Source organism: Paenibacillus sp. NAIST15-1 (assembly GCF_001894745.1).
In the GTDB taxonomy this organism is placed as follows: domain Bacteria; phylum Bacillota; class Bacilli; order Paenibacillales; family Paenibacillaceae; genus Paenibacillus_B; species Paenibacillus_B suaedae.
The window spans coordinates 141875-155304 of record NZ_BBYF01000007.1 but is presented as its reverse complement, the minus strand read 5'-3'; the positions used below and the strand labels follow the sequence as shown (position 1 = coordinate 155304).

The 13430-nt window shown below is 48.1% G+C and carries 11 protein-coding genes; 4 read left to right on the top strand and 7 right to left on the bottom strand.

Annotated features, from left to right (window positions below; all coding sequences use genetic code 11):
- Positions 1-3 precede the first annotated feature (3 nt).
- The 4 genes from PBN151_RS16945 to aspA form a co-directional block, all read right to left on the bottom strand.
- A complete protein-coding gene (locus tag PBN151_RS16945; RefSeq protein WP_072729936.1) occupies positions 4-582 on the bottom strand; it encodes a hypothetical protein in 579 nt (192 codons plus the stop codon).
- A gap of 250 nt (positions 583-832) precedes the next feature.
- Positions 833-4024 carry a bifunctional cytochrome P450/NADPH--P450 reductase gene (locus PBN151_RS16940; protein WP_072729935.1) on the bottom strand — a complete coding sequence of 1064 codons (3192 nt, stop codon included), beginning with the start codon at positions 4022-4024 and terminating at the stop codon, positions 833-835.
- 182 nt (positions 4025-4206) lie between these two features.
- Entirely contained in the window at positions 4207-4458 is a 252-nt protein-coding gene (locus PBN151_RS16935; RefSeq protein WP_227774756.1) for a cold-inducible protein YdjO-related protein, read from the bottom strand.
- A gap of 124 nt (positions 4459-4582) precedes the next feature.
- Positions 4583-6001: an aspartate ammonia-lyase gene (gene aspA / locus PBN151_RS16930; RefSeq protein WP_139295368.1), complete on the bottom strand. Its 1419-nt coding sequence runs from the start codon at positions 5999-6001 to the stop codon at positions 4583-4585.
- Between the two features lie 218 nt (positions 6002-6219).
- Here aspA and PBN151_RS16925 point away from each other — a divergent pair, with 218 nt between their 5' ends.
- Positions 6220-6864 (top strand): metal-dependent hydrolase, encoded by a 645-nt coding sequence (locus PBN151_RS16925; protein ID WP_072729933.1) that lies wholly within the window; start codon positions 6220-6222, stop codon positions 6862-6864.
- 160 nt (positions 6865-7024) lie between these two features.
- On the opposite strand, the gene PBN151_RS16920 is transcribed toward PBN151_RS16925, so the two are convergent.
- Entirely contained in the window at positions 7025-7903 is an 879-nt protein-coding gene (locus tag PBN151_RS16920) for an AraC family transcriptional regulator (protein WP_072729932.1), read from the bottom strand.
- Between the two features lie 211 nt (positions 7904-8114).
- Here PBN151_RS16920 and PBN151_RS16915 point away from each other — a divergent pair, with 211 nt between their 5' ends.
- Complete coding sequence (locus PBN151_RS16915; protein WP_072730017.1) at positions 8115-10325, top strand: GH92 family glycosyl hydrolase; 2211 nt, start codon at positions 8115-8117, stop codon at positions 10323-10325.
- A 108-nt stretch (positions 10326-10433) separates the two neighbouring features.
- Here PBN151_RS16915 and PBN151_RS16910 read toward each other — a convergent pair whose 3' ends face one another.
- Complete coding sequence (locus tag PBN151_RS16910; protein ID WP_227774790.1) at positions 10434-11108, bottom strand: DUF1232 domain-containing protein; 675 nt, start codon at positions 11106-11108, stop codon at positions 10434-10436.
- A gap of 342 nt (positions 11109-11450) precedes the next feature.
- Here PBN151_RS16910 and PBN151_RS32540 point away from each other — a divergent pair, with 342 nt between their 5' ends.
- A complete protein-coding gene (locus PBN151_RS32540; protein WP_021253678.1) occupies positions 11451-11663 on the top strand; it encodes a DUF3973 domain-containing protein in 213 nt (70 codons plus the stop codon).
- Between the two features lie 77 nt (positions 11664-11740).
- Positions 11741-12382, top strand: a complete 642-nt coding sequence (ytaF, locus tag PBN151_RS16900) for a sporulation membrane protein YtaF (protein ID WP_072729930.1) — start codon at positions 11741-11743, stop codon at positions 12380-12382.
- A gap of 122 nt (positions 12383-12504) precedes the next feature.
- Here ytaF and PBN151_RS16895 read toward each other — a convergent pair whose 3' ends face one another.
- A complete protein-coding gene (locus PBN151_RS16895) occupies positions 12505-13425 on the bottom strand; it encodes a DMT family transporter (RefSeq protein ID WP_072729929.1) in 921 nt (306 codons plus the stop codon).
- Positions 13426-13430: the final 5 nt, after the last annotated feature.

The window sequence follows — 13430 nt, the reverse complement described above, 5'->3', positions numbered from 1 at the left end:
GCATTAGCTCCCCTCAGTGTTGGATGTAATCTTAATCACGAATTGCCCCTTCCCACGCGGAATAATTGTTAAATTCCAATCAAATGCTTGCGTAACCCATCGTACTTGTACATACAGTTGGCCGTCTCGGATGATTGGTCCGCGGTATGACTTCTTCAACACTCTACAGACATCCGAGTTTGGAGCACAATCCTGATCTGGTTGATAAACATGGGTGTAATCTTCGTACTCCTCCTTGCCATTCGGATGTGTGCTGACCCAATATCCACGATAGTCATTCCCCCCAACTTCGACTGTCTTGGTCTTTTGCGGCATAGCGTATACATGATAATCATATAATCCCGGTTGAAAAGCATAGGACATGTCGAGCCCCATAGAACCCGTTATTGTGGATAGTGGAACTAGGATCATCCCATGCTCATTCAATATCTCATTTTGTGGTACCGTTGCATTTCCTAGCTGAATTGCATATTTTGATTTCGCAGCAGCAGCGGTATCATCAATAATGACACTCCATCCCAGCAAGGCAAAAACAAGCAGCACACCAGCAAGAAACTTTCTTTTTATGTGATGTACAGTCAACTCCATTCCTCCTTTTTTCGCTTCTCAATTTCAATTGCACACCTATCCACATATTACCACAAATAATTAATCAGTTGAGAAAGACATTTTGAAGCATTTTCTGCATTAAAAAAGCAATGACATGCAACGACAACATCGTCGTTTTCTCTGTCATTGCTAGTTGTTTCTTTCCTCTGCGCAAATTCCCAACCATCCGATGAAATGGTGTATATCCAGACGACCATAGATGGTGCAGAATTATGGTCTGATGCTACAAACCAGACCACACATCCTTTGCGAATTTCCCTTCCGCTTGCAAATGTTCCAGCCAATGCTTCGCCTCCTCCTCATGAACACGATGCACGTTCTGAAAAGCTTGCCGCACAGCAGCTTCCACATCAGGCGCCATTTTGCTTCCATCTCCGCAGATATATAAGTGGGCTCCCTTATCCAGTAATTCTACGATTTGTTCCGCATGCTGAGCTATAATGTGCTGGACATACGTTTTAGCCTCGCCTTCTTTACGCGAGAAGGCGGTATGCACGGTCACAATTCCATCCTGCACGAATCTCTCCAGTTCCTCACGATATAAGTAATCTGCTTCATTCCGGCAGCCGTAATAGAGGATCGCTTGTCCAAGCGATTTCCCTTCTTGCTGCAGTGCCTGTCTAGCCTGCAAAAAGCCGCGGAAAGGTGCGACCCCGGTTCCAGGTCCAACCATGATGATCGGCGTTGCAGGATCGGCAGGGGGCAGGAATTTGGATTCAGGTGTCCGTACGAACATCAGAATCGAGTCGCCCGCTTCACGCGAAGCCAAATAATTGGAAGCAACTCCACGATATTCTCCCATGCCGCTCCAAGCCGGGCCGAGGACGACCCCGACCGTGATGCTCGCCTGCTTCTCCTGAATGCGAGGTGAACTGGAAATGGAATAGTATCGAGCCTTAAGCGGAGGCAGCAGTTCTAAAAAACGCTCGAACGGCATCTCGCAAGCTTCGTATTTCTCAATCAAATCAAGCATGGAAACCCGTTTGCGCAGCACTTCAGCTACATACTTATCCTCGTCTAGAAGCGATTCCAACTCACGTCTATGAGGCGGGCAAGCTGTATAAGACGCCAATTCACGAAGTTGAGCCCGGGTCGCAGCTTCCTGCAATTCTACACTATGACTAAATAAATCGGACAGGCTGACCGGTTGGCCAGTAGGCAGATGAGCCGCACTGCGTCCGCTTGCATTAACAATCAAATGATCGCTGCCGTTCAGCGCGAATCTTTGCAGCACGCGATTCACCTGAGAAGTATGATTACGCGGCAGCACTCCCAAATGATCGCCTTCCTCATAGGTGACTCCATCAGGGAGTGCGATCTCGATATGACGGGTACTGCGCCCGCTTCCTGCCTGCTGCAACTCGCGATTGCTTACAACCTCGGCATGAACCGCTTCATACGAATTGGCAAGCCTGCTGCCTGCATAATCCTTTACGAATTCCACGGTAAGCGTGCTGCGAACGGCTTCGGATTGCTTGCTCAGCTGTAATCCTAGCGCATTCATCATATCTGGCCACAGCTTGGAACGCCAGCTCTCGACATTCAGCTCAAAGTCGCCGCTCGCATCCCCTTCGCCCCGATTCATCAGCCGTTCAGCACCCTTTTTCTGCATCTGCTCGTCAACGAATCGCGGTACATCTTGATAGGTGCTGGCCCAGTTATGATCCCCACATCCAAATACGGAATAGCGGACACCTTCCAGCTCGCCATCGTCAAGCTGCTCCAACCACTCCACGAATGCCTGTGCATTGCTTGGCGGCCTGCCGTTGTAGGAAGAGGTTACAATGAGGAGGGCCCCTGTCTTCGGGAGCTTGCCTACATAGTCGTTTAGAGGAGCGACCTCACTGCGGAATCCCTGATAGCGTCCCTCATCCGCCAGCTCGCGTGCAATGCCTTCGGCCGTTCCGAGATTGGAGCCGTATAGGACGAGCAGCGGAGTGTCGTGTGCTTCGGCCAATGGAGCTTGTTGTTGAGTACTTTCATGCGACGATTCTGATTCGCCACCCAGCGCTCCCTTTTCAGACAAAGCGCCTGCCCCCAGTTGCTTCCGCAGCCGAATGCGAATCCGAAAATCGTCAGGCTTCAGCGTCAATGCTTCCTTCACCTTCAACTGATAGTTGGTATGATCGATTATTTCAAAATGCTTGAGCACCATGCCCAAAACGAGCGCAGCCTCTTGCAGCGCGAACTGCTGCCCGATACAAGCGCGTTGGCCATTGCCGAACGGCTTGTAGGCATGATGAGGAATTTGGCTCGGGTCTTCAAAACGTTCGGGTCGGAATTGCTCTACATCCTCACCCCATACAGCACGGTCTCGATGAAGCCTCGGTACAAGGACATTCACACTCTCGCCCTTTGCAAGCGGGTATTTGCCAGCCAGCAGTGTATCCTCCTTCGCAAATAGTGAGAAAGCCGGGGCGGTCGGCCATAAGCGAAGTGATTCATTAAGTATCATCCGTATGTATGGCAATTGTCTCACTTGTGCATACGTCGGAACAGGATCCGTCAACACACGATCCACTTCCTTGTAAGCCTTCTGCAAGCATTCGGGATGCTTCAGTAAGTAATAGATTGCAAACGACAGCAGACCGCTTGTCGTCTCGTGACCCGCGATTAGAAACGTAATAATCTGGTATCGGATATTCTCGTCAACCAATGACTCCCCGGTTGCTGGATCCTTTCCGTTCAGCATATGGCTCAACAAATCCTGACCAGCTTCATCCGGCTGCTGCTTCCGCTCCGCAATGATTTTGTCTACGAGCGAGTACATAAACTGGATGTCATGCCGATACTGCCGCTTCGTGACTACCATGAGCTTATCTTGAATATTGAGGCGCTGAAGCTGATGCATTGCTTCGCTTAACGCACGAACCATGCTTGTAATAAACGGATGGGGCTGATCGCGATAGAAGCTGTTGAATCGATAATTGAATCCACAGAGACCAATCGTATCGAGTGTCAGACGGGTCATGTCTTCAGGCACATCGATACTCTCATCCGGATTCAGCCTCGACCATTTTTGGATAAGCTGCACCGCAATATCAACCATCATCTCATGGTAACCGCGCATAGCCGACTGGCTAAAGCTCGGCAGCAATATATTGTGCGCCTTCTGCCAGTTCGGCTCTTCTGTTTCGCTTGTGAACAGTCCGTCGCCGGTAAATGCCCGCACACTGCGCAAGGGCGCCCATACGTTTTTATCGAAGCGCGATTCGTCGCACGCATCCTTTACCAACTCATGACCAGAGATAAAAATTTCGCTTCTCCCTGGTAAATCAATGCGAAATATAGGACCATACTCCTCAGCCAACTGTACCATGGATTGAACTGGAGCTTCCAAGTTCAGCTGCGGCAAATTCCCCAGCAGACCAAATGTCTTCGGCTGAGGAATATGGGGTGAATTTGATTCTGACATTGCGGTTATCTACTCCTTACTAATAGACATATCAAAGCGTATATCCTTTCAGTCTATTATTTGCAATACCTCATCACTTCATCCCACATCGCAAAAGAGCCGCTGCAAAACAATAACGGTTCCCCGAAATTATCTTCACAGAGGCTCTTTTACCTAGAGGCTATAAGTGCAGCTTCGCTTGCTTACCACAGCTCTTCTTTCTTTTTCTTAGGCTGACGCTTTATTTTATTCTGAACAGCAGGCAAATGCTTCATGCTTCGAATCATCGGTCCTTTGCAGAGTGGGCAAGATTGCTCACCAGAGGCAAATTCGTCTCTTACCCATGCTTTGCATTCCGGATTTCTGCATTTCAGAATTTTTGTGATTATCAATTTCGGTTTGTCGTCTTGACTCGTTGTCACTTTCCAGTACATCCCTTTCCAATCAGCATTCATTTACCATTAGGCCGATAAAATATATCATTACTTAGCGTCACCTGTCAAAGCAAAATGTATGCCGATCCGACTATAGAAAAGAGACATCTCACGTGAGATGTCTCTAACATTCTTCAATATACAATTATTCCCGATCGAACAAGGCTGCACCAGCAATTCCTGGCTTCGTCATTTCGTACGCATCCAGAATCGTATCCAGCTCTTCCTCTGTCAATACGTTATATAACAGACATAGCTCCCGAACTGACTTGCCATTCTCTGTAGCTTCCCGCGCAATACGTGCCGATACTTCATACCCCAGATGCGGGCTCAGCGCAGTGATAATGCCGACACTGTTCTCCACTAACTCGCGGCAGTGGTCTTCGTTTGCTTCAATTCCTTCAAGACAGTGCGTCCGGAATACGGTGAACACATTTTGCATCATGCTCAGCGATTGCAGCAGGTTGAATACAAGTACTGGCTCCATGACGTTCAATTCAAGCTGACCCGCTTCTGAAGCAAGACAGATCGTATGATCGTTTCCGATAACTTGGAAAGCTACTTGATTGACAATTTCGCACATAACCGGATTCACCTTGCCCGGCATGATGGATGAACCTGGCTGGCGTGCCGGCAATCGAATTTCACCAAACCCAGCACGTGGACCTGAAGCAAGCAAACGCAGGTCATTGGCCATCTTCGACATATTCATCATGCATACCTTGAGCGCAGCAGATACCTCTGTATACGCATCCGTATTCTGCGTTGCATCAACAAGATGCTCCGCATGCACGAGCGGCAATTGACTAATCTCAGCAAGCAGCTCAACAACACGCTGAATGTATCGCGGATCTGCATTCAAGCCTGTTCCTACAGCCGTTGCACCCATATTCACTTCATATAAATGCTGCTTCGATTGCTCAATCCGGTGCATATCTCTCGCGAGAACACGACTATATGCTTCGAAGGACTGTCCCAAGCGAATCGGTACCGCATCCTGAAGATGTGTGCGCCCCATCTTAATGACATGATCGAATTGCTTCGCCTTGCTGCAGAATGCGCTGTGAAGCTCCTTCATAACAATGAGCAGCTTATCTACGAGCGTTAAGACAGAAATATGAATTGCAGTTGGAAATGCATCGTTCGTCGATTGCGAACGATTGACGTGATTGTTCGGGCTTAGGCTTGCGTAGTCGCCCTTCGCTTTGCCAAGCAATTCAAGCGCTCGGTTCGCAATAACTTCGTTCGCATTCATATTCATCGACGTGCCTGCCCCGCCTTGAATCGGGTCAACGATGAATTGATCATGCCATTGACCGCCAATAATCTCATCAGCGGCTTGTACGATCGCATTGCAAGTGTCTGTTTGAAGCTGCTTCACCTCCATGTTGGCAAGAGCGGCAGCCTTCTTGACGATAGCCAAGCCACGAATCAATTCCTTGTTCATCCGCGTGCCCGATATTGGAAAATTCTCTACGGCGCGAAGTGTTTGAATGCCATAGTAGGCTTCGGCTGGTACTTCTTTTTCCCCTAAAAAGTCTTTTTCGATACGAGTCGGGTTCATAATCATTGGATTCCCTTTCCTTCTCTCATGAGTAGTAGGTTCATGTATAAGACAGAAAAAGCAACGCTCGCTTTGATTGTAATACTGTTTCACTAAATGTTCAATTTCTCATTTGGAAAATCATTATATTTAATTTTTTTGTTATTAGCTATATAATAGATTGGCAAACATATGTTTGCATAAATGAGTACCATGTGCTTGTTTAGAAAGGAGATATTATGAAAGGTTCAACACACCTTAGTATCGGTGTGGCTATCGGAGCCGCAGCTGCGGCGCATTACCCGTTCTCCATCCAGAATGCGTCCATCTACCTCGCAGTTGCTGCGTTATCTGCGCTGAGCGCGGATCTTGATGGCCCAAGCATACTAAGCAGACGAATTGGCAAGGCTGCCAAACGGGTACATACTCTATTGATGTGGCTTGGCGTATGCTGTGCTGCAGGTGCCATCTATCAATATGGAGCGAATGGTTCGTTAAGCCAAGAGGCCATCGTTCTTACAATTGTCGTGCTTCTGCTCGGATTTGTAGCGAAGGAAGGGTTAATTCGCAACATCATCGTCAGCTGTGTCGGTGGGAGCATGCTCATAGGCGGCATCCTGCTTGGCTGGAGCTGGCTCATCGGCCTGGGCGTATTCGTTGCCTGGGTGCCATGGCTGAATCATCGGGGATTATCCCACACCATCTGGGCTGCTCTTTTATGGGGAGCTATTGGCTGGGGATTAGAACAACACTTGGAGCTCGAAGGAATTGCGCTCGTATCCTTACTTGGCTACGGTTCCCATCTCATTGCAGATACCTTAACCCCTCGTGGTGTGAAGTGGTTGTATCCACTATATAAGCGGTCGATTAAGCTGCGTCTGTAATGGCGCTGTCTCTCTGACGGTCAACCCGTTCCGTATCATGACAATGATGTGATGTCCCATGCAACTATGTTAATAGACATCCATAGCCTTCATCATTAACTAGGCGAGGAGCCTCTAAGCGGTTGTACAATAGTACTTATCGCGATAGAGGCTCCTTTTCTCATGATTTTAGTAATGCGATATGATTTTGTTGTCGGTACTTCGTTGGACTCGTCTCCATTCGATTCTGGAATACCCGATTGAAGGTCGGATATGAACGAAACCCTGCCTCAAATCCTATTTCCGTTATCTTCATATCCGTACTGATTAACAAGTTGCATGCATGTGCCACTCGTATCCGCTCTAAGAAGGAGTAGTAGTTCTCTCCGACCATTTGCTTGAAGGCCGTGCTAATATAGGACGAGCTGTAATTATACTTTTGCGCTAAGGACTCAAGCGTAATCTCTTCTTTGAAATTTTGGTATACATAGTAGACAACCTCCCACATTCCCCTTCGCAAATGATCCTCGCCAGTATGGGCACCCTCATGAAGGTGGGAGATACGATATCGGTCGAACCACACGAATAGCTCGGTAAGTTTCGCAAGATAGATCATCCGGCTCCAAGGCTTATGCTCCTGCATTTCCTCAAACATGTCTTGAAGCAGCAGATGAATGCGCTCAGCGGTGCTTGGATCCAGATGGTATGTCGTATTGCTGTCGCCCTCTGCGCCTTTGAGCAAGCTGTGAAGCGCAAGCAGAGATTCTCCAGCCCCAAAGAAGGCCTTAAGTCCGATTGCCCCAACATACAGCTTCAGTTCCTCTCCTTCCCGTATATCCAACTCATGAACCTGATGCGGGAATACAAGGGTGAAGGTTCCTGGAGTGAGCTCCTTCTCTACCCCATTGATCAACTCCTTGCCTGAACCCTCTATGACGTATGTAAACTCAATAAAATGATGCACATGAGCGGGGACCGGTGCTTCAAGATGATGGATCTTCAGTGTGAACGGAAAGTCTCCGTAGATCTCCTCATCTCCCTGTAAATAGTATGGATACATCCGCTCTCCTCCTCATTATCTTTCGATTATTTGTTAAGATTATTGTATCATAAAAGTTGAGAGTTTTTTTAAATTAATGATAGGAGATAAATATAATTATGTCATATAATACATTGTGTAAGTCATATTTGATATAACATTTCATGAGTTGTGTATGATGGGAGTATTCATTGCTCCTCCTGCGCAACCTTCTACAAAGGAGCGAACACCGATGAGCTTGCTATCTCACGTAAACCCACTTCAAGGTACGGATTCGATATATCCTTATTCCAACGGGAACACATTGCCGCTTATTTCCATGCCATTTGCGATGAATGCATGGAGTCCACAGACAACTGAAGCTGGTGGCGGCTGGTTCTTCAACCCGAATCACAATCGATTTGAAGGCATTCGTCTTACCCACCAGCCGAGCCCTTGGATTGGAGATTACGGACATATGACATTTATGCCGCAATCCGGACCATTGAAAGCTTGGGCACCTGAGCGTTCCTCCTCTTTCCGCAGACAGGACATGATCGTGCGTCCTGACTATTTCAAGGTTCGGATGCTGCGCTATCAGGCTACATTGGAATTGACGCCAACGACGCGCTGCGCAAGCATGCGTCTGACCTTTGACCGTCCTGAGCAGTCTCGTCTTATCCTGTCTCCATTCCCTGGTGAATCTTCGATGAAGATTGATCCGAAGAACGGTACATTGACAGGCTACACGACGGCTAAGGCTGGAGGAACCCCTGACAATTATCGCATGTACTTCGTTGCGAAGTTCGACTGCCCAATCGATGCAGATGCAAGCGGATTGACGAACCATGAATCCAAGCCGGTTGCTGGCTTGTCTGGTACAGATGAGCGCCTTGGTGCTTATGTAGGACTGAACGTGCCAGCCAACCGTGTTGTTCACGTTCAGGTAAGTACTTCTTTCATCAGTGAAGAGCAGGCCTTCATCAACCTGAATCGCGAAATCGGCGAGCGCAGCTTCGATGAAGTACAGAAGCTGGCTGCAGATGTATGGGAGAAGCAGCTAGGTGTCATTCAGGTCGAGAGTGATGACAAGGACAAGCTGGAAACGTTCTATACTTGTCTGTATCGGACTTCCCTGTTCCCACATCAAATCCATGAATTTGATGCGAATGATAAGCAAATCCACTTCAGCCCGTACAATGGGAAGATTGAAGATGGCCCTCTCTTCGCAGATATTGGATTCTGGGATACGTACCGTACTTCGTTCCCACTGTACAACCTGCTCTATCCGTCCTTCATGAATGAAATGATGCAGGGCTGGGTGAATGCTTATAAGGAAGGCGGATGGATGCCGAAATGGGCTTCCCCAGGTGAGCGCAGCATGATGCCTGGTACGTTGATCGACGTCAGCTTCGCAGATTCCGTAGCCAAAGGCGTTACTGGTTTTGATGTTGCCACTGCCTTCGAAGGTTTGTTGAAGCATGCGATGACTGTAGCGGATGATCATCGTGTAGGACGCAAAGGAATGCAGGAGTACTTGAAGCATGGCTTCTTGCCTGCTGACATCCATACCCATGAGAGTGTCTGCAATACACTGGATTATGTGTACGGTGACTTCTGTATTGCACAAATTGCGAAGCATCTGGGACGCGATGCGGAGTATGCGCAATTAATGGAACGTGCCCGCAACTATAAGCACCTGTATGATCCAACAATCGGTTTCATGCGCGGTAAACTCGAAGACGGAAGCTGGCTGGAGCCATTCGACGCCACAGAATGGGGCGGTCCTTATACCGAAGGTGGAGCATGGCAGAGCAGCTGGGCTGTGCAGCATGACCTTCTTGGATTGGCAGATCTGATTGGCGGACGTGAGAAGTTGAAGGAGCGACTGGATGCCTTGTTCGCAGCAGATCCAGAATTCAAAGTGGGATCCTATGGCTTCGAAATTCATGAAATGTCGGAGATGGCTGCAATTGACTTCGGTCAGTTCGCGATCAGCAACCAGCCTAGCTTCCATATTCCATATGTGTATACTGCGCTTGGATACCCAACCTTGACTCAATATTGGGTGCGCAAGACGATGGACGAACTGTTCAGTGCGCAGCCTGACGGCCTGCCTGGCGATGAGGATAACGGCAGCTTGGCAGCTTGGTATGTATTCGGTGCAATGGGCATCTTCCCTCTTACACCGGGGGTACCGCAATACGTACTGGGAACACCAATGTTCAAGAAGATGACGGTCAACTTGGACAACGGCAAGCAGATTGTCATTGAGGCGCCGAACAACTCTTCGGAGACGAAATATGTTGCAGGTGTGCAAGTAAATGGCGAGCACGTATCCAATCTGTATATTGATCACGGGCAGCTGACGAATGGGGCTTCGTTGTCCTTCACGATGTCAGAAGAACCACAGCAACAGCAATATGAAGATGCGACCCTGCCATATGCAATGTCAAGAGCATAAGGATGTCATATCGTCTCGAACGTGATTAAGCTCGTTGCGTAGACATTAACGAACAAGAATGAAACAAGACTAAGGGGTGCTCCGGTCAACATCCGACCTGGAACACCCCTATTTCTCTACAATGCGCTCTGCAACCTGAAGGGCCGTCAGTCTCTCCATCGCCAGCTGCACTGCCATCACATCATCAATATATCCGATTGGGAACAGATAGTCTGGAATAATGTCTGCCGATAAAATGAAATACAGCAGTGCGCTTCCTAATACGGCACGTTCTTCTACTGTTGCTTGTTCGCTGCAATATTGGGTGTACGTATCATTCAATTGATCGATAAATGGTCCCCAACCGCTTACCTCCTTCACCTTGGCATGGAAATTGTCGCGAATCATTCGATCTCCTTCATTGGTTTGCGCGTATTGCTCGTATTTATCCAGTTCTAGACGTACATGCTCCTTCGTGAATGGATAATCAAGCAGCTGTATGGACTTGAGTATGAATTGAAGGCTATCCTCCTGTAATTCATCTCCAATCGGTACCACTGGTACCGTGCTCAATTTGCCGAACTCGACGCCAACCGCCTCCATGAGCTGTTCAACGGGAATTGATAAATGCTTGGAAAATGAAGTTAGATGGTGTATCTTAGCGGGCTGCTTGCCGTTGATAATTCGAGAAATCGTAGCGGTATCCATTCCAGTCCGCTCCCCCAATTTGCGCATGGAGAGCGAATGCTCCTTCATCGATTTTTTCAACATGTCACCGAGTGGGTTGTTCTGTTCGATGGTTATCACCCCTTGTCGCAGTCATATTCTACTGCCCATTCTCGCTCTGTTTATGACATGTATATGCACAAGTTCGCCTAGCCTACCCCATAAATTTGACATCAACGTATGACCAAGTTTGAACGAGGAAGGCCACAGATGTAGACAGATAAGCATTCATTGCAACCACCTCAACACATCTCCCATCAGCATGCGGTTGATTCTTATCACAGGCCAATCAGCTTGCTGTTGATTTTTTTTCAACATTTCGGCGATTCCGGTTCACAACTCTCAACATCGTGACATATGATACCTCAACAGTGCTGCAAGCGGCACCGGATTATACCCACAATAAGGAGTTGAACAGCTATGTATTACTGCCTGCAATGTTCCAAAGTCCATCAAGAGGATGGCACATCGGTAGTATTTCGGAATGTGTTCTATGTAGATGAGATGAGCAAACGCAAATTCCAGCTTGGAGATTGTCATTCGAACCCCCCCCTGCCCTATTCAGCAGGAAGTGAGCATCAGCTAGTGTTCGTGCCTCCGAGGGAAACTGTGCTGCAGATGCTTCACGATTGACAGGACGGCAAATGACATTCAATAAACAACCATTTATAACTTCGAATCAAGGGAATTAACCAAGGGAGAGATTCATCATGCAATGGATTATGATTTTAGGATTAGCAGTCGCTTCGAGTATAGATAATTTAGGGGTGGGAATATCGTACGGAATACGGAAAATACGAATTGGAGTGCTTTCGAATCTATTCATTTCGCTCATCTGCTTCATTTTCAGTATGGCCGGTCTCATGTTCGGTCAATGGATATCGCAGGTTCTTCCTGGTATACTGCCTACCTTGCTTGCCGCATTCATCCTGCTTATTGTCGGCATCCGCATTGTTCTACTGACCTCTCACCATGGCAGCTCGACGGAGACCACAGCAGTAGAAGCAAGCAGTGAAGCTAATTCAAGCTCTTCACTAGAACGAATGCTGCAGAGACCAGAGGAAGCGGATAAGGATAAATCGGGGACGATTAACTTATGGGAAGCAGCTGTGCTTGGCGTTGCACTGTCTGCCAATGCGCTTACAAATGGCCTAAGTGCTGGACTTATCGGATTATCACCGCTCGCCATATCCCTAACCGCTGCGATCGGCAGTTTTGTCACATTGTGGCTGGGTGCCGTGCTTGGGCAGAAGATGGCCAACATTCGCATAGGACGCTATACAGTAGGACAATTCAGCACGGTGCTAAGCGGAGCTATCATCATTCTTGTCGCTATCAATTCCTTCTTCTAACCTAACTAACATAAGAGACCCTGTCTGCTATGCGTTCAAGGCATAGCAGACAGGGTCTCTTATCATTTATGGAAGACGATTGACAGCAACTTTATTACGAATCATTGCACTGCCACCGCCGATTAATTTTGTCTTGATACCATATACAACGCAATCCAGATGAGAACGAAGCCTGAAATTTGCGCTGCAGTGACCGCCTGATGGAACACGAACCAATTCATCATCATCCCTACCAATGGGAATGACAACTCAGCCAGAGTCGCATATGAGGCCTTGGTAGTCGATAGACCGCGATAATACAGCAAGAGACTAACCAATCCTGGGAGAAGAGCCTGCAAGAAGATGTAGAACGACAGTGTCCCCCATTCTGATGTGGCGAAATTCCAGCTTGGTGACTCCCATGATGTCAGCACGATGAGCAGAGGGAGTGCCATCAAAAATCGCAGCGATGTAACCGTCTCATATTCCATTTTGTCGAGAAGCAACCGTCCCATAACTGTGGAACCGCCCCATAGGAACGCTGCTCCAAGTGCCAGTAGACTGCTGAAGCCAATGACTTCATTGTAATGCCCAATTGGCAAAGACCATCCAAAAGTCAATAAATACGTACCGATAATAGCAAGAATAAGCAGTAGCGAGAAGCGACGCGGGAGCGTCTCCTTCAACAACAGCCGCGCTAAAATAATTGCAAAGACTGGTTGCAGCTTCTGCAGCAGCAGTACGCCATTCGCATCACCATGTGCAAATGCTTCGGTAAACATAATGGTCGCTATTACTGAGCCGCCCCATGACAGGAACAGCAATGCCAGTACATGCCTCCATGTGCAGTTGCGCAGCTCTTTCCGGTGCATCCATAACACCGGGATCGCGTACAAGGCGAGCATCAGATGCTCAATCAATACAATTTGGGTCGAAGTCATAGACTCCATGACCCATACCCGGAACAGTGGGCCAATTCCCCACAGTGCCGCCCCCATCGCAACGAACCATACTCCTCTTGCGGAGCTGCTCATGCGTGTGTCGGCCTGGATACGATGTTCCATATTCA

Excerpts from the sequence above, each read along its gene's own strand:
- PBN151_RS16940 (WP_072729935.1), bottom strand. The coding sequence starts at position 4,024 with ATGTCAGAATCAAATTCACCCCATATTCCTCAGCCGAAGACATTTGGT.
- PBN151_RS16935 (WP_227774756.1), bottom strand. The coding sequence starts at position 4,458 with ATGAATGCTGATTGGAAAGGGATGTACTGGAAAGTGACAACGAGTCAA.
- aspA (WP_139295368.1), bottom strand. The coding sequence starts at position 6,001 with ATGAACCCGACTCGTATCGAAAAAGACTTTTTAGGGGAAAAAGAAGTA.
- PBN151_RS16925 (WP_072729933.1), top strand. The coding sequence starts at position 6,220 with ATGAAAGGTTCAACACACCTTAGTATCGGTGTGGCTATCGGAGCCGCA.
- PBN151_RS16920 (WP_072729932.1), bottom strand. The coding sequence starts at position 7,903 with ATGTATCCATACTATTTACAGGGAGATGAGGAGATCTACGGAGACTTT.
- PBN151_RS16915 (WP_072730017.1), top strand. The coding sequence starts at position 8,115 with ATGAGCTTGCTATCTCACGTAAACCCACTTCAAGGTACGGATTCGATA.
- PBN151_RS32540 (WP_021253678.1), top strand. The coding sequence starts at position 11,451 with ATGTATTACTGCCTGCAATGTTCCAAAGTCCATCAAGAGGATGGCACA.
- ytaF (WP_072729930.1), top strand. The coding sequence starts at position 11,741 with ATGCAATGGATTATGATTTTAGGATTAGCAGTCGCTTCGAGTATAGAT.
- PBN151_RS16895 (WP_072729929.1), bottom strand. The coding sequence starts at position 13,425 with ATGGAACATCGTATCCAGGCCGACACACGCATGAGCAGCTCCGCAAGA.